Source organism: Pueribacillus sp. YX66 (assembly GCF_041725775.1).
Taxonomy (GTDB): Bacteria; Bacillota; Bacilli; order Bacillales; family UBA6769; genus Pueribacillus.
On record NZ_JBEUEL010000021.1, the window covers coordinates 1 to 17,703 of the forward strand.

A 17,703-nucleotide genomic window follows, 5' to 3' on the forward strand; every position below is an offset into this window, starting at 1 on the left:
TACTCGCCTTACAATACTTCCAACCGTTGTGTGACTTATATCAACGGCCATCCATTCCTTTAAAATACGTGCTGATTGACGATAGTCACTCTTACTAGCTAATTCAGCCACCTTCACTTCAACCAATGGACTTTGACGTTGGCGCTTTCTGAGCCCTAGCCATTCATCCAAAGGATATCTAGGATTACATTTATCATCATACATGAGCGTACGTTTATATCTTACATTTCCAAAAATAAATTGGATTCCTTTTTCATCATTTCGTCCTACTTTCCAGTTCTCTTCTTGTTTTTGTTCTTTGATGACTTGGTTTATTTTAGTAAACACTTCTCCAACTAAATCCGTAAAAGTGTCATACATAAGTAATTGTAACTGTTCTTCAAATTCAATGAGGTTAGTTGTTTCCTTTAATAATTCATAAATTCTTGTTATAATACGTTCCATGGGAAGGTCTCTTTCTAAATGTATTTGCCATCGTAAGCATACATTTATGATAGAGTGCCTCCCTTTTTTTATCTAATAAAATAACCTAAATATCCCCCGAGTAAAATTTTACACATATTTAGCACTTGTTTTTGATGGAGGGTATGTCTATGAAAGATTATATAAGAAAAGTTTTTGAAACATACCAAAAGTTTATTCAAACTGCAAACGAATGTGGCATCTTTCGAAAACTAAATATTGCCTACAAAGTAGCCTGGAATCTTTTGCTTATTTTTATTGTATTCAGTTTAATGGCGGTATTTTTCGGAGTTGGTATCGGGGCCGGTTATTTCGCTTCGTTAGTGAAAGATGAAAAAATACTGACTGAGGAGGAAATGAAATCGGACATTTATAACTATGATGTAACGAGCCAAGTGTACTTTGCTAACAATACGTTGCTCGGCAACTTACAGTCGGACCTCGAACGAAAAGAAATTGCGTTAGACGATGTATCAGAACATGTCATTAATGCCCTACTTGCTACTGAAGACAATTATTTCTATGAGCATAATGGGATCGTCCCGAAAGCGCTCTTTCGCGCGACCTATCAAGAATTAACAAACGCTTCTGTGCAAACAGGGGGAAGTACGTTGACTCAGCAACTTGTCAAAAATCAGTTGCTTACGAGCGAAGTATCCTTTAAAAGAAAAGCAAAAGAAATTTTACTTGCGATGAGACTCGAACGTTTTCTCCAAAAAGAAGAAATTTTAGAAGCATATTTAAATATCGTTTCATTTGGTCGAAGTGCTTCTGGACAAAATGTAGCAGGAATCGAAGCGGCAGCTCAAGGAATTTTTGGCGTCTCTGCAAAAGAACTAAATTTACCGCAATCCGCTTTTATAGCTGGTTTACCACAAAATCCTTATCGTTATACACCGTTTAACAACGATGGGACAGTGAAAGATTCAATTGAAGTTGGGCTTAACCGAATGGAAACAGTCTTAAAAAGAATGCGAGTTTCTGGATTGATCGACGAAAAGCAGTACAAAGAAGCATTGGATTATGATATTAAAGCAAATTTAGCAAAACAACATCCTGTTCCTCAAAAAGAATATCCATACGTTCATTTTGAAGTCGAACGTCGCGCAATAGAAGTCCTTGCCAAAACATTTGCAAATGAAGACAAACTTGATGGAGATGAGCTTGCTCATCATCATCGACTATATAACAACTTAGAGTTTGAAGCACGATTTTTCGGTAAACCGATTGAAGATATAACAAAAGCACAAAAACTTGATTTTCAACAAGTCAAAAAAGACTATGAGCTTTTCAATGAATACGTTAAAAACGCAGATGACTTAATTCGTCGCAAAGGCTATCAGATCTACACAACGATCGACAAAGACATATATGATGCAATGGAAAAGGCGAAAAATAATGTCCTTGCTAACAGTGCATATTTTCAATCTCCTAAAACAGCGTTAATAAACGATTCAGACGCAAGCGGGAAAATTTCAAAGCAATTCCCGATGCAACTCGGCGGTATTCTTATTGAAAATAAAACTGGAAAAATTTTAAGTTTCGTTGGTGGTAGAGACTATGAGGAATCCCAGTTAAATTACGCTACACAAGCTTATCGTTCAAACGGTTCAACAATGAAACCGTTGCTCGACTATGCTCCAGCGATGGAGTTAGGTAAGCTACAACCTGGCTCGATCTTGATGGATTCTCCTCTCACCGAAGTAAAAGATTGGAATCCAAAAAACTATGGAGGTAGCCACCGTGGACCAGTCACTGTCCGTGAAGCGCTTAAAGACTCAATTAACTTGCCTGCTGCCCGAGCTTTTTTACTCATGGAGCCTTATGAAGCAACAGCATACTTAGAGAAAATGGGCTTTACATCGCTCGTCCATGGAGCTGATCGATATAATAAATCAATGTCGCTCGGCGGATTAACGCGAGGAGTTACCGTTGAAGAAAATACAAATGCGTTCGTTACCTTTGCAAATGGCGGAAAATTTGTCGATGCTTATATGATCGAAAAAATCGTTTCTAACGATGGTGAGATCGTGTATGAACATGAGTCTCAACCTGTTGACGTCTTTAGCCCACAAACCGCTTATTTAACGCTTGATATGATGAGAGATGTTCTAAAAAACGGAACGGCTGGAAGGTTGCCTAGCTATTTAAAATTTAATGCAGACTGGGCTGGAAAAACGGGAACGTCTCAAGATTGGCACGATTCATGGTTCGTCGCATCAAATCCGAACGTTACTTTCGGTATTTGGACAGGATACGAAAAACCGATGAGTCTTGACCGAAGCAACTATGCTCATCGGACACAACGGCTATGGGCGTTACTCATGAATGCAACGTATGACATTAAACCTGATGTCGTCGCACCAAAACAGCGATTTGCGATGCCTAGTGGAATTGTGAAACGAACTCTTTGCGGGGTTACAGGTAACTTACCGTCTGAAGCGTGTGAACGAGCCGGACTTGTAACTACCGACTTGTATAACGCAAAGTTTGCACCGACAGACGAAGATGCTCATTTAGATCTCATTCGATACGTTGTAATGAACGGGAGAAATTATATTGCCCTTGACTCAACACCAAAAGAATTTACGAAACAAGGTGTTCAACTTAATATCGAACAATTTCAAGGTGCTACCTCGTTTGATTTCTCAGCCGTTGATGGGGTTGCAGCAAAGCAAGCGAAGGAAAATGGTAGTATACCTGGAGAAGTCCATGGCGTAACGATAAAAGGCACATCCATCATTTGGGCTCCCCACCCTGAACACGATATCGTCGGCTACCGTATTTACAGAGTGGATAACGATTCCTATACCGTAATTGGTAGTGTTGCAACCTTTTCAAACAAAAACACGTTTGAACTCTCAGCGAAAGGTAATTATTTTGTCACTGCTGTTGATGTTGCTGGTAACGAATCATCACCATCACAAATCGTGTCATTTCATGAATGAAATTGAAAATCCCTCTATCATTTTGTGCGTTAGAGGGATTTCTTTCATTCTTATTTTTTTTCTACGTCATCTGTTGGTAAGTTTAGCTCCCATGCTTTTAATACACGGCGAATAATCTTTCCACTTTTCGTTTTTGGAAGTTTTTCACGAAATTCGATTTCACGTGGGGCAGCATGAACAGATAGTGCTTTTTGAACGAAACGCTTAATCTCTTCTTCTAATTCAGGTGAACCGTGATAGCCTTTTTTTAGTGAAACGAACGCTTTAATCACTTCACCTCGAGCAGGATCAGGTTTTCCAATCACCCCCGCTTCCGCAACTGCCGGATGTTCCAGTAGTTTACTTTCAACTTCAAACGGTCCTACTCTTTCACCAGACGTCATGATGACATCGTCAATCCGACCTTGAAACCAAAAATAACCTTCATCATCCATATAACCTGAATCACCCGTTAGAAACCAATCATTTTTCGTGAAATATGCCGTGTATTTATTTTCTTCGTCATTCCAAATTTTTCGCATCATCGCCGGCCAACCGCGTTTGATAGCAATATTGCCCATATGATTCGGCGGAACCTCTTCTCCGAAGTCATCAACAATTGCAGCTGTAATTCCCGGCAACGGCTTTCCCATAGAACCTGGCTTAATGTTCATACTTGGAAAATTGGAAATCATAATTGCACCTGTTTCCGTCATCCACCACGTATCATGAATCCTCTGCTTCAATACTTTCATGCCCCAGCGAATCACTTCTGGATTTAGTGGCTCACCGACAGTTAAAATGTGTCTTAGCGAATGAAGATTATACTGTTTCGCAAGTTCATCCCCTGCTCCCATTAACATCCGAAATGCCGTTGGTGCACTATACCAAACAGAGATGTCATACGTTTCAATCGCTTCATACCATTTACTTGGATTAAATCGACCCCCGAGGATAACATTTGTCGTCCCTAATAACCATGGAGCAAATACACCATAAGCCGTACCGGTTATCCAGCCTGGATCAGCCGTACACCAATACACATCATTTTCTTTTAAATCAAGTACCCATTTAGCAGTCATGTAAAGCTGAAGCATCGCATGATGAACATGATAAATCCCTTTCGGTTCCCCTATTGATTCAGACGTATAATGTAAAATCATTCCGTCTTCTAAATCGACCCATTCGATCTCGAATTCATCGTCAGCCGTATTTACTCGCTTAGAGTAGTCGAGAATCGGACCTTCTTCGTTAACATTTTCACCGATAACAATAATATGCTCTAAATTTGGCAACGTGTGAACCGGAATACGCGAAAGCAACTGAGGCGTCGTAAAAACTGCCTTCGCTCCACTGTCAAAAAGCCGTTCGCGAACAGCTTCTTCTTGAAACGCTTGAAACATCGGACCGACAATGGCACCGACCTTTAAAATACCGAACAATGAAAAGTAAAGTTCAGGACAACGCGGCATAAATGTAAATACACGATCACCTTTGTTAATCCCAATTTCTTTCAGCACATTGGCGACTTTGTTCGATTGTCGTTTCATCTCTAAGAATGTATAGCTTTCATTCCGGGTAACATCGGAAAAAAGAAGTGCAATCTTGTCTTTTTTATCAGATTCAGCGTGCTTGTCAATAGCTTCATAAGCGATATTCACTTTGTTTGTTTGGTTCCAGCTAAAATAAGCTTGTGCCTCGTCCCATGAAAATGATCGTTTCAACGAAGCATAATCATGCAAATTATAATCCCCTTGTAAAGCGGGAAGCATCTCCACTCGCATGGAATTTCCCCTTTCACCTTTTACTATATAATCAAAGTATACAACTATTAAGCCCATAAACAAAATTTTTACTTTTTAGGGTAACTTGAATAACAAACGGTTTCAACACCATTTCTTATGTATAATAGGACGTATACAAGAATTTTGTTCAAAAAGAGTTGAAGCTTTTACACCCAAGATGTCATTAGGATGACGCATGCTCGGAAAGTTATCCTGTCATTCCTCAAGAGATGACATTTCCATAAGACAAAAACAAAAAAAGCGTATATCGTATAGGTATAGCTTACTAATGTCGATTATGTAACAAGCCACTATTTAAAATAAATCCCTTTGCAATTATACGATGTAGAATAGTTGACCTTCTTTTTGAACACGCATTTTCGGAAAAATTACCAATGACGTTTTTTAAAAAGGTGGTGCCAGATGGAACATAAAAAGACGTATCACTCCATGACACTTGAAACAACCCACGGTGAAGTGATAATCGAAGGTCCAATTTCTTCGAAACAACTAGCTAGTCATGATTTCCATGAAGACCTCATCGCGTTTCGTCCATCCGAACAACAACATAAAGCACTTGTCGAAATTGCGAAACTCCCAGAAGGAAGAATTATCGTAGCCCGCCATGAAAATATGGTTGTTGGCTATGTAACATATGTGTATCCAGATCCGCTAGAACGGTGGTCGGAGGGAAACATGGAAAACTTAATTGAATTAGGAGCCATTGAAATCATCCCAAAATTTCGCCGCTTCGGTGTTGGAAAAAATTTATTACGTGTTTCCATGATGGATGACGCCATGGAAGACTACATTATTATTACAACCGAATATTATTGGCATTGGGATTTAAAAGGTACGAAATTATCTGTCTGGGAATACCGAAAAGTGATGGAAAAAATGATGAATGCAGGCGGTCTCGAATGGTATGCGACCGACGATCCAGAAATTAGCTCACATCCAGCTAACTGTTTAATGGCACGGATTGGAAAACGTGTTGATCAAGAATCCATTGAACAATTTGATCAGCTTCGGTTTAAAAATCGATTTATGTACTAGTTAAAACTCAGAAGCTGGCTACAAGATTGGTTGAAAACTGAAAGCCGAGAGATAAGATATCAGAAGCCAGATCGAAAATGAGAAAAAACAACGTAACTTCGTTTAGAAATAAAGCGTTCCGCTCGTCACATATAATTCCATGAAGGAGGTCTAGTATGCTCGTCGAAGAAATTATGAAAACAGATGTGATAACGTGTCCAGAAGATGAGTCGATTTATTACGCATTACAACTTATGAAAAACCATAAAATTCGGCATTTGCCTATTGTTAATAAAAATGAGGAACTTGTTGGTATGATTGCAGAAAGAAATATTAAAGATGCACTACCTTCCTCTTTTCAAAAACTAACAGATGAAACATTCTTTTCAAAACCTGTTACTCAGTTTATGGTCACAGATCTTATTACAGGTCATCGCTTAGATTTCGTAGAAGATTTAGCAGCAATGCTATATGAACATAAAATTGGCTGTATCCCTATCGTACAACAAAAGCGTGTCATTGGCCTCGTTACTGAAACGGATATGCTCTATACACTCGTTCAACTAACAGGTGCCGATCAACCGAGTTCAGTTGTAGAAGTGAAGGTAGAAAATAAAGCTGGCACTCTTGCAAGCGTTGCTCACCTCATTAGTGAAGAAAACGTTAACATCACAAGCGTTCTCGTTTATCCGAATCATCATTTTAAACGACTCGTGATTCGGGTTCAAACGATGGATCCAACGACAATTATAAAAAAATTAGAAGAAAAAGGCTTTTCCGTTGTATGGCCGTCATTCCCGGGGATAGCCGAATGAAGAAAACAATATTTATTTATTCTGACGACATGCTGGCTTATAAGTTTAGTGATGATCATCCGTTTAATCAACAACGAGTAAAAATGACACTTGATTTACTAAAAGAATGCAAAGTTATTAATAAGCATCAAATTATTGCACCAAAAATCGCAACGGATAACGAAATTGCGTTAGTTCATGATAAAGAATTTATCGATGTTGTCAAACGAGCAGGTGAAGGGAACCTTGACGTGGATACAGCAGAAAGTTTTGGTTTAGGTACCGAAGACACACCGATCTTTCAACATATGCACGAAGCGAGTTCACTTCTCGTCGGAGGAACGCTCCTCGCTGCCGAACAAGTGATGGAAGGTCATGTTCATCATGCGTTAAATCTAGGTGGAGGCTTGCATCACGGGTTTCGAGGTAAAGCATCAGGATTTTGCGTTTACAATGACTGTTCTATCGCAATTAAATGGTTAAGGGAACATTATGATGCACGAGTTCTCTATATTGATACAGATGCACATCACGGTGACGGTGTACAATGGACATTTTACGATGATCCGCATGTTTGTACAATTTCAATACACGAAACAGGTCGCTATTTATTTCCTGGGACAGGTAACTATTCTGAAAGAGGACAAGGGACTGGCTACGGTTCTTCTTTCAATGTTCCTGTCGATGCATTTACTGAAGACGAATCATGGTTGAATATTTATGAAACATTAGTGAGAGAAGTCGCAGAACATTTCCGACCTGATATCATTTTGACGCAAAACGGTGTTGATGCACACTACTATGACCCACTCACTCATTTATCGTTAACGATGAAAAGCTATGATGTCATTCCTAAGCTTGCCCACGAACTCGCACACGAATATTGTGAAGGGCGCTGGATTGCAGTTGGTGGCGGAGGCTATGACATTTGGCGAGTCGTTCCAAGAGCATGGGGGAAAGTATGGCTTAATATGAACGAAATTGAATTGTCTGGTCAACTTCCCGAGAGTTGGCTCGACCGCTGGCAAGCGCTATCTCCTTATGAACTTCCAACAACATGGGAAGACCCGCCGGACTTATATGAACCGATTCCGAGAAAGGCTGAAATTACTGAAAAAAATGCAGCGATGCTCGAAAAAGCGCTATCCATCATTCGCTACGTGTGACAACTTCTCATAGTTTTAACGCCAAAAACCGAAAAGGCTGAGACCAGCTCTCGCCTATTCGGTTTTTATTTCGTCGATTCACGATATTCAATGCGATGCGGTAAGATGACGTTTCGTTCTTCCACTTCTTCTTTATTCATAAACTTCGTTAATAAACGCATTGCAACTGCACCAATATCATACATTGGCAGTACAACAGTCGTTAATGTCGGACGAACCATCGTCGCTAATCTCGTATTATCAAACCCGACAATTTCAATGTCGTCAGGGACAGACAATTTCGCATCTTGAATACCGTGAATGACACCGAGTGCCATTTCATCTGTACCGACGAAAATCGCAGTCGGTTTTTCCGGTAATTGCAAAAATGCTTCAGCTGCTTGCAACCCAGAATCGTACGATAGATCGCCAACAGACACGTACCCGTCTTTTATTCCGACACCTGCTTCTTCCATTGCTTTACGATAACCCGAAAACTTAAGTTGTCCATTAATCGGATCTTCTAATGGACCGATAACAGCAGCGACATGTTTATGCCCCTTTTCAATCAGTGATTGGACGGCTTCAAAGCTGGCCACTTCATAATCGATATTAACCGACGGTGTTCCGCGATCTTCGTCAACTGTTGCTGCTAAAACTACAGGTACAGGCGATTTTTTAAATTCTTCAATAAGTTCATCACTAAGCTTGCCACCCATAAAAATTACTCCGTCTACTTGTTTTCCAAGCATCGTTTCCATAAGACGCATTTCTTTTTCCTTATTTTGATCGGAGTTGCTTAAAATAATATTGTATTCATACATTGTCGCAATATCTTCGATCCCACGTGCAAGTTCAGCAAAAAGAATACTTGCAATATCAGGTATGATCACACCAACTGTCGTCGTCTTTTTGCTCGCTAACCCACGAGCTACAGCGTTCGGTCGATAACCGAGTCGCTCAATTGCTTCAAGCACTTTTTTTCGTGTTGAAGGCTTTACATTTGGGTTTCCATTAACTACACGAGAGACGGTCGCCATCGAAACATTTGCCTCTCTCGCAACATCATAGATTGTCGCACTCACAGTCGTGCTACCTCCTTAGCCAAAACCATCACACATTACTCATGATTTCCTATTCTATTGTCTATCATACTTCACTATGTTTGCAACGGCAAATGTGAACACCAATTTTTAAAAAGACATTTGTTCAATCACGATCATGTCATTTTCCGTTCTTTACATAACATTTAAAATGCGTTCATATCATGTTTTTTTATCCATCGACCCGACAAATGTAGGTATCATGTAAAAGTAAATGATGAAGACCCGATATTTTTCGAGATTGTTAAAAGAAAAATAAATCTTTAACTCAGTAACTAAGAACACGTACATCTACGTAGACCAACCTATAAAAAAGGTGTTCTAAAATTAATAGTTTTATTAAAAACATAGTTGTTGCAATGTTTAGTTTGTCAATGAGCTTTCTTTTATTATTTAGTACGAATTAAGCAAATACAGCAGTCTAGAAGTGGGTGTTAATTTTGCTTGTACCATCGTTACTTTACCTGGCAGAGTCGTAACCGATCTAACTTTTTTCCCGTTCATTAAAGCAGAATTCCAAATTGGGTTGCCCCCAATCAAAATTTTAATATAACAAATCATCGATAGAAATTATCATTCCCAAAGATCTTCCATCTAATTTCTTTCCAATTGGCAGTATGGCTGAATCACCAATATTCAAATTAAGATCTAAAATTACGACCACATCAATTATGAAAGGTCCTTTTAGCAATCTAGAAATCCCTAGACCAGGTGAAGGATCACTCTTCATTCCAACTAGTGGAGTAGAAGTTGGACCATTTAGACAAGGTGAAGATGGACATGTCATCATTAAAGCAGATGAAGTTGGAATGAATGTTAATATTGAGTTGCCTGTTGCTTTTACATGTATATTACACGATGAAGAAAATGCTTTAATCACCACCATAAAGCTACCATTCCGATCGATAACGAAGCACCCATTATTACATTAAATAGAGGCATTCCACTAACCGTGAAGCAAAGTGATTCCTTCGAGGACCATGGTGCAACGGCTAAAGATAACCTCGGAAGTTATGTTTTCGAACGTATCGAAGTTTCATGTAATGTTGATACGAACACAGTCGGAACCTATACAGTGACATATTACGGTCAGCGATAATGTATGAAATGAAACAAGCGTCGTACGGACAGTAAATATCGTTGAACCCTTTGATTCATGGTATACAGGAGAAGGAGCGCTAAGTGATCATCTCGGGGAGATAATGGGGATTTATACCTTGATGTAACAACTGGCGACATCTACAAACGTGATCCGAATACATGGACAAAAATCGACAACTTGAAAGGAAACGACGGCAAACAAAGTTCTTCTATCCACACCGGCCAGGCGCACCAAAAGCAGATACTAGTAATGTAGGCGACTTATATCTTGATACGAAAACCGGGGACGTATTCGAAAAAAACGAAAATGGTGGCAAGGACCACAAGACCGTGAATGCAGGTGGAGGTAACAATACAAGTGGAGATAATAACAGCAAAGCTACAACCGGTGTCAAGTTACCGAAAACCGCGTCAACCCTTCCTACATTGATGCTTATTGGAGCTTTTTGCCACAATGAGAGGAGGCGTATTGTTAAGACAAAAAAACTATCGAATAACCTTAATCGAGTTAATCACGTAAAAAACATACTATAATTATGATTAATGTCCCCTTATGTTCTAACGGGGTTTTTTCTCAAGCCTTCATCGTCTTTTTCAATCGTTTTTATACCGTTTAAAGTAGAAAACCTTCCACCTTATAGGGTAGAAGGTTTTGCAACATCTTTAAATAATCCTGATGCACGTAGCTCATCCATAAATGCTTCAAATTGCGGAATATCCATTTGCTGAGCTGAATCTGAGAGGGCAACAGCGGGATCTGGATGCACTTCAGCCATGACGATATCAGCGCCAATTGCTAATGCTGCTTTTGCTGTCGGGAGTAACAAATCACGTCTACCTGTCGAATGCGTAACATCAACGACAACTGGTAAGTGTGTCTCTTGTTTTAAGATTGGAACGGCCGAAATATCAAGCGTATTTCGAGTTGCTTTTTCGTAAGTTCGAATTCCACGTTCACAAAGCATAATCTGGTCGTTACCATTTGACATAATGTACTCCGCTGCATTAATAAACTCCTCGATCGTAGCTGATAACCCACGTTTAAGTAGAACAGGCTTCTTTACAGCTCCTGCAGCTTTTAGCAATTCAAAATTATGCATGTTGCGCGCTCCGATTTGGATAACATCAATATAATCAAGCGCTTTTTCAATGTCTGTAGGTGTTACAATTTCACTAATAACTGCAAGATCATGCTCATCTGCAACTTGCTTTAAAATTTTTAAGCCTTCTTCGCCAAGACCTTGGAAATCGTACGGAGACGTTCTCGGTTTGTAAGCCCCGCCACGCAAAAATTTAAAGCCTTGTTTCTTCACAGCTTTTGCAACTTCACTTACTTGCTCATAGCTTTCAACTGAACAAGGACCCGCCATAATCCGTTGGACTCCGTCACCTACTGTCTCACCTTTAATGTTAACAATTGTATTTTCTGATTTTCGCTTTCTTGATACGAGCAGTGCTTTTCGATGGTCATCTTCTTGAAGTTCTAAACTCGCTTTAAAAATTTCTTTAAAAATATGCTGTAACGTTGACGTTTCAAATGGACCTGTATTTTTTTCCGCAATCAAATCAAGCATATTTCGCTCACGAACAGGGTCAAAACGATTTACACCTTGCACTTTTTTCACTTGACCAATTTCTTGAACTAACTCGGCCCGCTTATTAATCAACTCTAAAAGTTGAAGATTCACTTCATCAAGCTGTTCCCGCAATTGTTCAACATTCCCCATTACTTTCCACTCCTTTTATGATTTCAGTAACGATTTTTAAGATTAGGACTTATTATAAATGATATCGTTCAGAATGTCACGATCTTTTTCTTTAATGATTAGACGCTTTTAAGCACTAAAGTAAGCATAACATAAAAAGGAGTCGATTTGCAAAAATGCCTTCGACCCCAGCTTTGACTATTCTTCAATTTTCGCAGAAGACGTTGTTGTATTTTCTTCGAGAAAAGGGTTCTTATTCGTTAATGGCCCTGTATTCTCTGATTTCATTTGTTCCGTCATACCTTTCACTTTGCTAGCCACTTGTTGTGATTGTTCTTTCGCTACCGCAATCCATTCACTTCCACGTTCTACGGCTGTATCTTTTAACTCCAACGAACGTTCTTTTAATGCTGATGCTTGTTGATTTAAATCAGTACGCATTTCTTTACCTGATTTCGGCGCTAAAAGTAAAGCAGTCACTGCACCAACAATGCCTCCGACTACTGCACCGAGAAGAAAGTTTTTACTTGAATTGTTACTTTTATCGCTCATCAAAAACCCTCCTTTTTATAATTTATTTGTAAACGTACATTACTATTTGCATTCTAGCATATGTGTGCAATAGAAACGATGAAATTTAATGATTGTCGAACAATTTTCACGAATTTACGTCACAACTGCCCGTCATTCACTCAAGACATAATTGTAAATAACGGAGAATTGACGTTAGAAGCCTAATACCTATCCGATGTGCAAGTTGCTCTTTAAATACTTAAGATATGAGGTTCTAGCAGAGAATACGCCTGCTGTGTAAAATTTTTCAAATATACTCACCATCTTACACGTACTAAAGTAGCGAACCATAGAGATTCCTAAATAACTGTCCGCTGGAAATACACTTAATTGGAAATGGGAGTCGTTCACGTTACTAATCCTTATGTTCTAAATACTCCTCAGTCGCTTTTTGCTTCACTTTCCACTTTTGCCATATTTTCATTAAAGCGCTACTCCACTCAACAACTTTTTCAACTTGATCAGAATATCGTTCAGTTCCTGACACGACTTGGTTTGAAATGTTTTTAAATGATTCGTTTAACGTCCCTAATGAAGTTCCAACCTCTTTAACTTGATCAAAAACAATATCAAGTGCTTGTGATTTTCCTTGAATATCTTCTGTCAATTTATTCGTATTGTTAAGGAGTCGTTCTGTTTCTCTCGTTATTCCAGTCATTTGCTGTTCAAGACTGTCGACTGTTGAAGCGACGTTATCAAGCGTTGTGCGTAACGCTTTCAACGTTTGGACGAGATAGCCAACTAAAACTGCAAAAGCGATTGCTGCGATTAATGCACTAATATAAAGTATCCAAGTCACGTACCAAAACACCTCCTTCTTAGAAATTCATTCCCGTAATTCCTTCAAGTAAACCATACCATTTTTTATAAAAATAGGTAAAATAAAACATAGCATCGTATTCATTATATTTTTCAATAGTATTTTTCACAAGTTTAATGTAAACTATTCGACAATTGGTAAAAGGAGGATATGACTATGAGAGACCCCAGAATCAACCAGTTAGCTGAAAATTTAATTAGCTATTCACTAAACTTGCAAAAAGGGGAAAAAGTATTAATTGAAAACTTTGGCTTTGAAAGAGAACTTGTCCTAGCATTAGTAGAAAAAGCGTATGAACGAGGTGGTCTTCCATTCGTCTCCATTAAAGATTATCGCGTTAATCGTGCACTGCTAACAAAAGGCACTCACGAGCAATTTGACATGCAAGCTAAATTTGAATCTCATGTTATGAAAGAAATGGATGCGTACATCGGCTTGCGATCTGGAAGCAATATTTCAGAGCTGTCTGACGTCCCTCATGATAAACAAACGATGTATGAAAAAACAGTCGGAAACAAAGTACATCGTGACATTCGCGTGCCAAAAACAAAGTGGTGTGTGCTTCGTTATCCAACACCTTCAATGGCCCAATTAGCAAACATGAGCACGGAAGCATTTGAAAACTTTTATTTCGACGTATGTAACTTAGATTATCAGCACATGAGCAAAGCGATGGAACCGCTCGTTGAATGGATGAATCGTACAGATGTCGTTGAAATTAAAGGTCCAGGAACTGATTTGCACTTTTCGATTAAAAACATTCCAGCGATTAAATGTGACGGACGGCTAAACATTCCAGACGGAGAAGTGTATACAGCACCAGTAAGGGAGTCCGTTAATGGTGTAATTTCATTTAACACACCTTCTCCATATCAAAGCTTTACGTTCGAGCACGTTGAATTTACGTTTAAAGATGGAAAAATTATTGATGCAAATGCAAACGACACTGAACGAATAAACCGCATCTTGGATATAGACGAAGGCGCTCGTTATATCGGTGAGTTTGCGATTGGGTTTAATCCACATATTTTAAAACCAATGAACGATATTTTATTCGATGAGAAAATTGCTGGGAGCTTCCATTTTACACCTGGCCAGTGCTATGAGAATGCTTATAACGGAAACCATTCAGCGATTCATTGGGATCTCGTCAATATCCAGCGTCCTGAATACGGTGGAGGCGAGATTTACTTCGATGGAATGTTAATTCGCAAAGACGGGCTATTCGTTCCTGAGGCACTCCAGCCGTTGAATCCCGAAAGCCTAAAATAATTGTTTCACGGTTGGCAACAAATCGAGCTCGACAATTGTTGTCGAGCTTTTTTACATTCTACTTTTTTCATATGCTTCCTGGTACTTTTGAATATCACCTGCACCCATGAAAATGAGTACAGCCTCATCATGCTTACCCAACATATGAACCGTATCTTCATCGATTAAAACACAATTTTCAATTTTACTGCATAAATCTTCAACTGTCAAATTGCCTTGTTCTTCTCGTGCTGAACCGAAAATATCCAATAAATAAACAGTATCCGCTTCAGCTAAACTCTCTGCAAATTCATTTAAAAACGTTTTTGTTCGCGAGTACGTATGTGGCTGAAAAATTGCTACAACTTCACGATTAGGATACTTTTGTCTTGCAGACTCAATCGTTGCTGTAACTTCCGTCGGATGATGAGCATAATCGTCTATCAAAATTTGATTATTGAATTTCTTTTCATTAAAACGCCTCTTCACTCCAGTATAATCGTGCAGATGAGCTTGAATCGTTTCAATCGAAATATTTTCATAATGACAAATGGCAATAACTGCAAGTGCATTTTGTACATTATGACTTCCATGCATTGGAATAAAAAACGAACCATAAAACGTATTTCTTACAGATACGTCAAACGTTGTCCCTTCAGAAGTTACGGTAATGTTACTAGCTTGAAAATCATTTTCTTCATCAAATCCATAGAAAACGACAGGAACGTTCGCTTGAATTTTTTGTAAATATGGGTCGTCCCCATATGCGATTATCGCTTTTTTTACTTGCTTTGCCATTTGTTGAAATGCATCGAATACGTCATCAACATTTTTAAAATAATCGGGATGATCGAAGTCAATGTTGGTCATCACTGCATAATCAGGATAATAAGCGAGAAAATGGCGCCGATATTCACACGCTTCAAAAACGAAATATTCACTATTTTCTTTTCCACATCCCGTGCCATCACCGATAAGAAATGATGTCGGTTTCGCATGTGACAATACGTGAGTCAATAAACCCGTCGTTGATGTTTTTCCGTGACTACCTGTAACAGCAATACTCGTAAATTTTCGGGAAAAATCACCAAGAAATTCATGATAGCGATAAACTGGTAAATTTTTTTCTTTCGCTTCTGCAATTTCTATGTGATCTTCTTTAAACGCATTCCCAGCAATAACAGTTAATCCATTCGTAATGTTCTCTTTATTGAATGGAAGAATTGGGATATTTTTGTCTTCTAATGCTTTTTGTGTAAAAAAATATTTATTAATATCAGACCCTTGAACCCGTTCGTTCATATCATGTAGAATTTGCGCAAGTGCACTCATTCCTGTGCCTTTTATTCCAACAAAATGGAATGTTGTCATAATGAACCTCCACAATCAATTGTGTTACATGTCTCCGCTGCCATATATATGTGGTTATTATATGGTTACTTACTTAAAATTGCTAATGTCTATGTTTTGACTTGTCAACCGTCCGTCTAACCCTTCAGACAACAGACGCTAAAAACCTAATAAGTCTCGCTAGTCATCAGCGGATTACCGCTGATGGTAATCTCGTTTCATCGACGAGGACCATTATAGCAAAAAAATGGCTAATCGGCTAATGCGATGGTTTATCATATTCAACTTTTTCTAATCTTGGATTCGGTCGGTATCTTCTTCCTGCTTTCGCTTCTGGTTTACCGTTTAGTAATACATTATCCCCAGTAAACCCAATATGTATATTTAAAAGACTACTTCCAACACCATACATATCAACCGGTACGTTCTGTTGCTCAAATTCTAAAATTCTCTCTTTCGTAAAGCCGCCACTAGCGACGATTTTCACATGGTTAAAGCCTTCGTTATCAAGAGCTTTGCGTAACGCAAATATGAGTTGTGGATTTACTCCTCGAGGATCAAAATCGCCTAATACATGTTGGTTTCGGAAAAAGTATTGATCAACCATTGTTCGAGATGTATCTAATCGAACGGCATTTAGTTTATCTTTAAATTCACGAGCGACACGTAAGGAGTCTGTAATCACATCATTGTTATAATCAACAAGTGCCATTATCTCATCTTCAGGAAACGTTTCATAATATGCTTTTGTCGCAGCAACGACATCCCCATTAAATAGTTGAATGAGTGCATGAGGCATCGTGCCCATCCCTTTCTTCCCCCACCATTCGCTCATCGCATGTGTCGCTTGGGCCGTTGATCCGCCAATGTAAGCAGAATAACCGTCACCCGCTTGCTGGCTGAAATGATCATCTCGATCACCCATAAATATAATCGGTTTCTGCTTACCAGAGTAAGAAGCAGCTTTAACAACATTATACACATTCGTCGCTACCGAAGTTCGTCTTGCCAAAATCCCATCGATCATACCTTCAAGAAAACCAAAGCTTTGATAAGGACCTGTAATCGTGAGAACCGATTCAAACGCAGAAATTTTATCCCCATCTTTTAATGACATAATTTCTAATTCTTCAGGGTTTTTGGCAAACGTATGGACGAGCGCAATGGCTTCGTCTGTTCCACATAAAACAGCATCATCCGTTTTTTGAAAAAATTGCATCGTTACGACTGCATCTGATTTATAACGTTTCGCAATTTCACTCGTTTTTAAAAAATAAACGGCTGAAAACCAGCCTTCTCGAACACGTTCATCAAACTTAAACGTTTTATTTGTTAAACGTTTAAGTTTCCCTTGAAGTTTCAACTCAATTTCTTTCATGCTTACAAGTTCTCCTTATTCGATTTTACTGCCATGTCGCATTTCCATTTTCTTAAGATTAATTTTCCAATTATGCTTATTTATTTTCTTCTCTATCATAGTAAACGACGAATCAGAAGACAAGGTCTTTTTCATATGCATCCTCACCAAACTTTTTTATTTGCGTGTTCAAAATGAGGAAGCAAAGAAAAGCAAGGTCGATTCAATCGAAGCAATTCTTCGTCGTGAAATTATAGAGAAGCTTATTCAAAGGAGCTATCTTCTTGCTACTACG

The 17,703-nt window shown here is 38.8% G+C and carries 16 protein-coding genes; 8 read left to right on the forward strand and 8 right to left on the reverse strand.

Going from position 1 to position 17,703, the window contains the following annotated elements:
• Positions 1-444 (reverse strand): UPF0236 family transposase-like protein (locus tag ABU914_RS10100; RefSeq protein ID WP_379669606.1); only part of this gene is annotated, 444 nt, incomplete at its 3' end.
• Between the two features lie 149 nt (positions 445-593).
• Here ABU914_RS10100 and ABU914_RS10105 point away from each other — a divergent pair.
• Positions 594-3,410: a transglycosylase domain-containing protein gene (locus tag ABU914_RS10105; RefSeq protein WP_379669607.1), complete on the forward strand. Its 2,817-nt coding sequence runs from the start codon at positions 594-596 to the stop codon at positions 3,408-3,410.
• Positions 3,411-3,460: 50 nt separating this feature from the next.
• Here the strand turns inward: ABU914_RS10105 and acsA are convergent, their stop codons facing one another.
• Complete coding sequence (gene acsA, locus ABU914_RS10110) at positions 3,461-5,173, reverse strand: acetate--CoA ligase (RefSeq protein WP_379669608.1); 1,713 nt, start codon at positions 5,171-5,173, stop codon at positions 3,461-3,463.
• Between the two features lie 423 nt (positions 5,174-5,596).
• On the opposite strand from acsA, the gene ABU914_RS10115 reads away from it, so the two are divergent.
• The 3 genes from ABU914_RS10115 to ABU914_RS10125 all read left to right on the forward strand — a co-directional run bounded on the left by ABU914_RS10115 (position 5,597) and on the right by ABU914_RS10125 (position 8,168).
• The gene (locus ABU914_RS10115) at positions 5,597-6,229 is read left to right on the forward strand and encodes a GNAT family N-acetyltransferase (protein WP_379669609.1); all 633 of its coding nucleotides are present in this window, start codon (positions 5,597-5,599) and stop codon (positions 6,227-6,229) included.
• A gap of 155 nt (positions 6,230-6,384) precedes the next feature.
• Positions 6,385-7,023 carry a CBS and ACT domain-containing protein gene (locus tag ABU914_RS10120; protein WP_379669610.1) on the forward strand — a complete coding sequence of 213 codons (639 nt, stop codon included), beginning with the start codon at positions 6,385-6,387 and terminating at the stop codon, positions 7,021-7,023.
• Positions 7,020-8,168, forward strand: coding sequence for an acetoin utilization protein AcuC (locus ABU914_RS10125; RefSeq protein ID WP_379669611.1), 1,149 nt, complete (start codon positions 7,020-7,022; stop codon positions 8,166-8,168). The genes ABU914_RS10120 and ABU914_RS10125 overlap by 4 nt, the downstream gene beginning before the upstream one ends.
• A 65-nt stretch (positions 8,169-8,233) precedes the next feature.
• Here ABU914_RS10125 and ccpA read toward each other — a convergent pair whose 3' ends face one another.
• Positions 8,234-9,232, reverse strand: a complete 999-nt coding sequence (ccpA, locus tag ABU914_RS10130) for a catabolite control protein A (protein ID WP_379669612.1) — start codon at positions 9,230-9,232, stop codon at positions 8,234-8,236.
• 689 nt (positions 9,233-9,921) lie between these two features.
• On the opposite strand from ccpA, the gene ABU914_RS10135 reads away from it, so the two are divergent.
• The 3 genes from ABU914_RS10135 (at position 9,922) to ABU914_RS10145 (ending at position 10,885) form a co-directional block, all read left to right on the forward strand.
• Positions 9,922-10,182 carry a hypothetical protein gene (locus ABU914_RS10135; protein ID WP_379669613.1) on the forward strand — a complete coding sequence of 87 codons (261 nt, stop codon included), beginning with the start codon at positions 9,922-9,924 and terminating at the stop codon, positions 10,180-10,182.
• 20 nt (positions 10,183-10,202) lie between these two features.
• Positions 10,203-10,349 (forward strand): immunoglobulin-like domain-containing protein, encoded by a 147-nt coding sequence (locus ABU914_RS10140; RefSeq protein WP_379669614.1) that lies wholly within the window; start codon positions 10,203-10,205, stop codon positions 10,347-10,349.
• A 161-nt stretch (positions 10,350-10,510) separates the two neighbouring features.
• A complete protein-coding gene (locus ABU914_RS10145; RefSeq protein ID WP_379669615.1) occupies positions 10,511-10,885 on the forward strand; it encodes a hypothetical protein in 375 nt (124 codons plus the stop codon).
• Between the two features lie 101 nt (positions 10,886-10,986).
• Here the strand turns inward: ABU914_RS10145 and ABU914_RS10150 are convergent, their stop codons facing one another.
• The 3 genes from ABU914_RS10150 to ABU914_RS10160 all read right to left on the reverse strand — a co-directional run bounded on the left by ABU914_RS10150 (position 10,987) and on the right by ABU914_RS10160 (position 13,429).
• Positions 10,987-12,078 carry a bifunctional 3-deoxy-7-phosphoheptulonate synthase/chorismate mutase gene (locus tag ABU914_RS10150; protein WP_379669616.1) on the reverse strand — a complete coding sequence of 364 codons (1,092 nt, stop codon included), beginning with the start codon at positions 12,076-12,078 and terminating at the stop codon, positions 10,987-10,989.
• Positions 12,079-12,255: 177 nt separating this feature from the next.
• The gene (locus tag ABU914_RS10155; protein WP_379669617.1) at positions 12,256-12,609 is read right to left on the reverse strand and encodes a YtxH domain-containing protein; all 354 of its coding nucleotides are present in this window, start codon (positions 12,607-12,609) and stop codon (positions 12,256-12,258) included.
• A 376-nt stretch (positions 12,610-12,985) separates the two neighbouring features.
• On the reverse strand, positions 12,986-13,429 hold the full coding sequence (locus ABU914_RS10160) for a DUF948 domain-containing protein (RefSeq protein ID WP_379669618.1): 444 nt from the start codon (positions 13,427-13,429) through the stop codon (positions 12,986-12,988).
• A gap of 177 nt (positions 13,430-13,606) precedes the next feature.
• On the opposite strand from ABU914_RS10160, the gene ABU914_RS10165 reads away from it, so the two are divergent.
• On the forward strand, positions 13,607-14,722 hold the full coding sequence (locus tag ABU914_RS10165; RefSeq protein WP_379669619.1) for an aminopeptidase: 1,116 nt from the start codon (positions 13,607-13,609) through the stop codon (positions 14,720-14,722).
• A gap of 51 nt (positions 14,723-14,773) precedes the next feature.
• Here ABU914_RS10165 and murC read toward each other — a convergent pair whose 3' ends face one another.
• Positions 14,774-16,072, reverse strand: a complete 1,299-nt coding sequence (murC, locus tag ABU914_RS10170; protein ID WP_379669620.1) for a UDP-N-acetylmuramate--L-alanine ligase — start codon at positions 16,070-16,072, stop codon at positions 14,774-14,776.
• A gap of 238 nt (positions 16,073-16,310) precedes the next feature.
• A complete protein-coding gene (locus tag ABU914_RS10175) occupies positions 16,311-17,429 on the reverse strand; it encodes a nicotinate phosphoribosyltransferase (RefSeq protein ID WP_379669621.1) in 1,119 nt (372 codons plus the stop codon).
• Positions 17,430-17,703 lie beyond the last annotated feature (274 nt).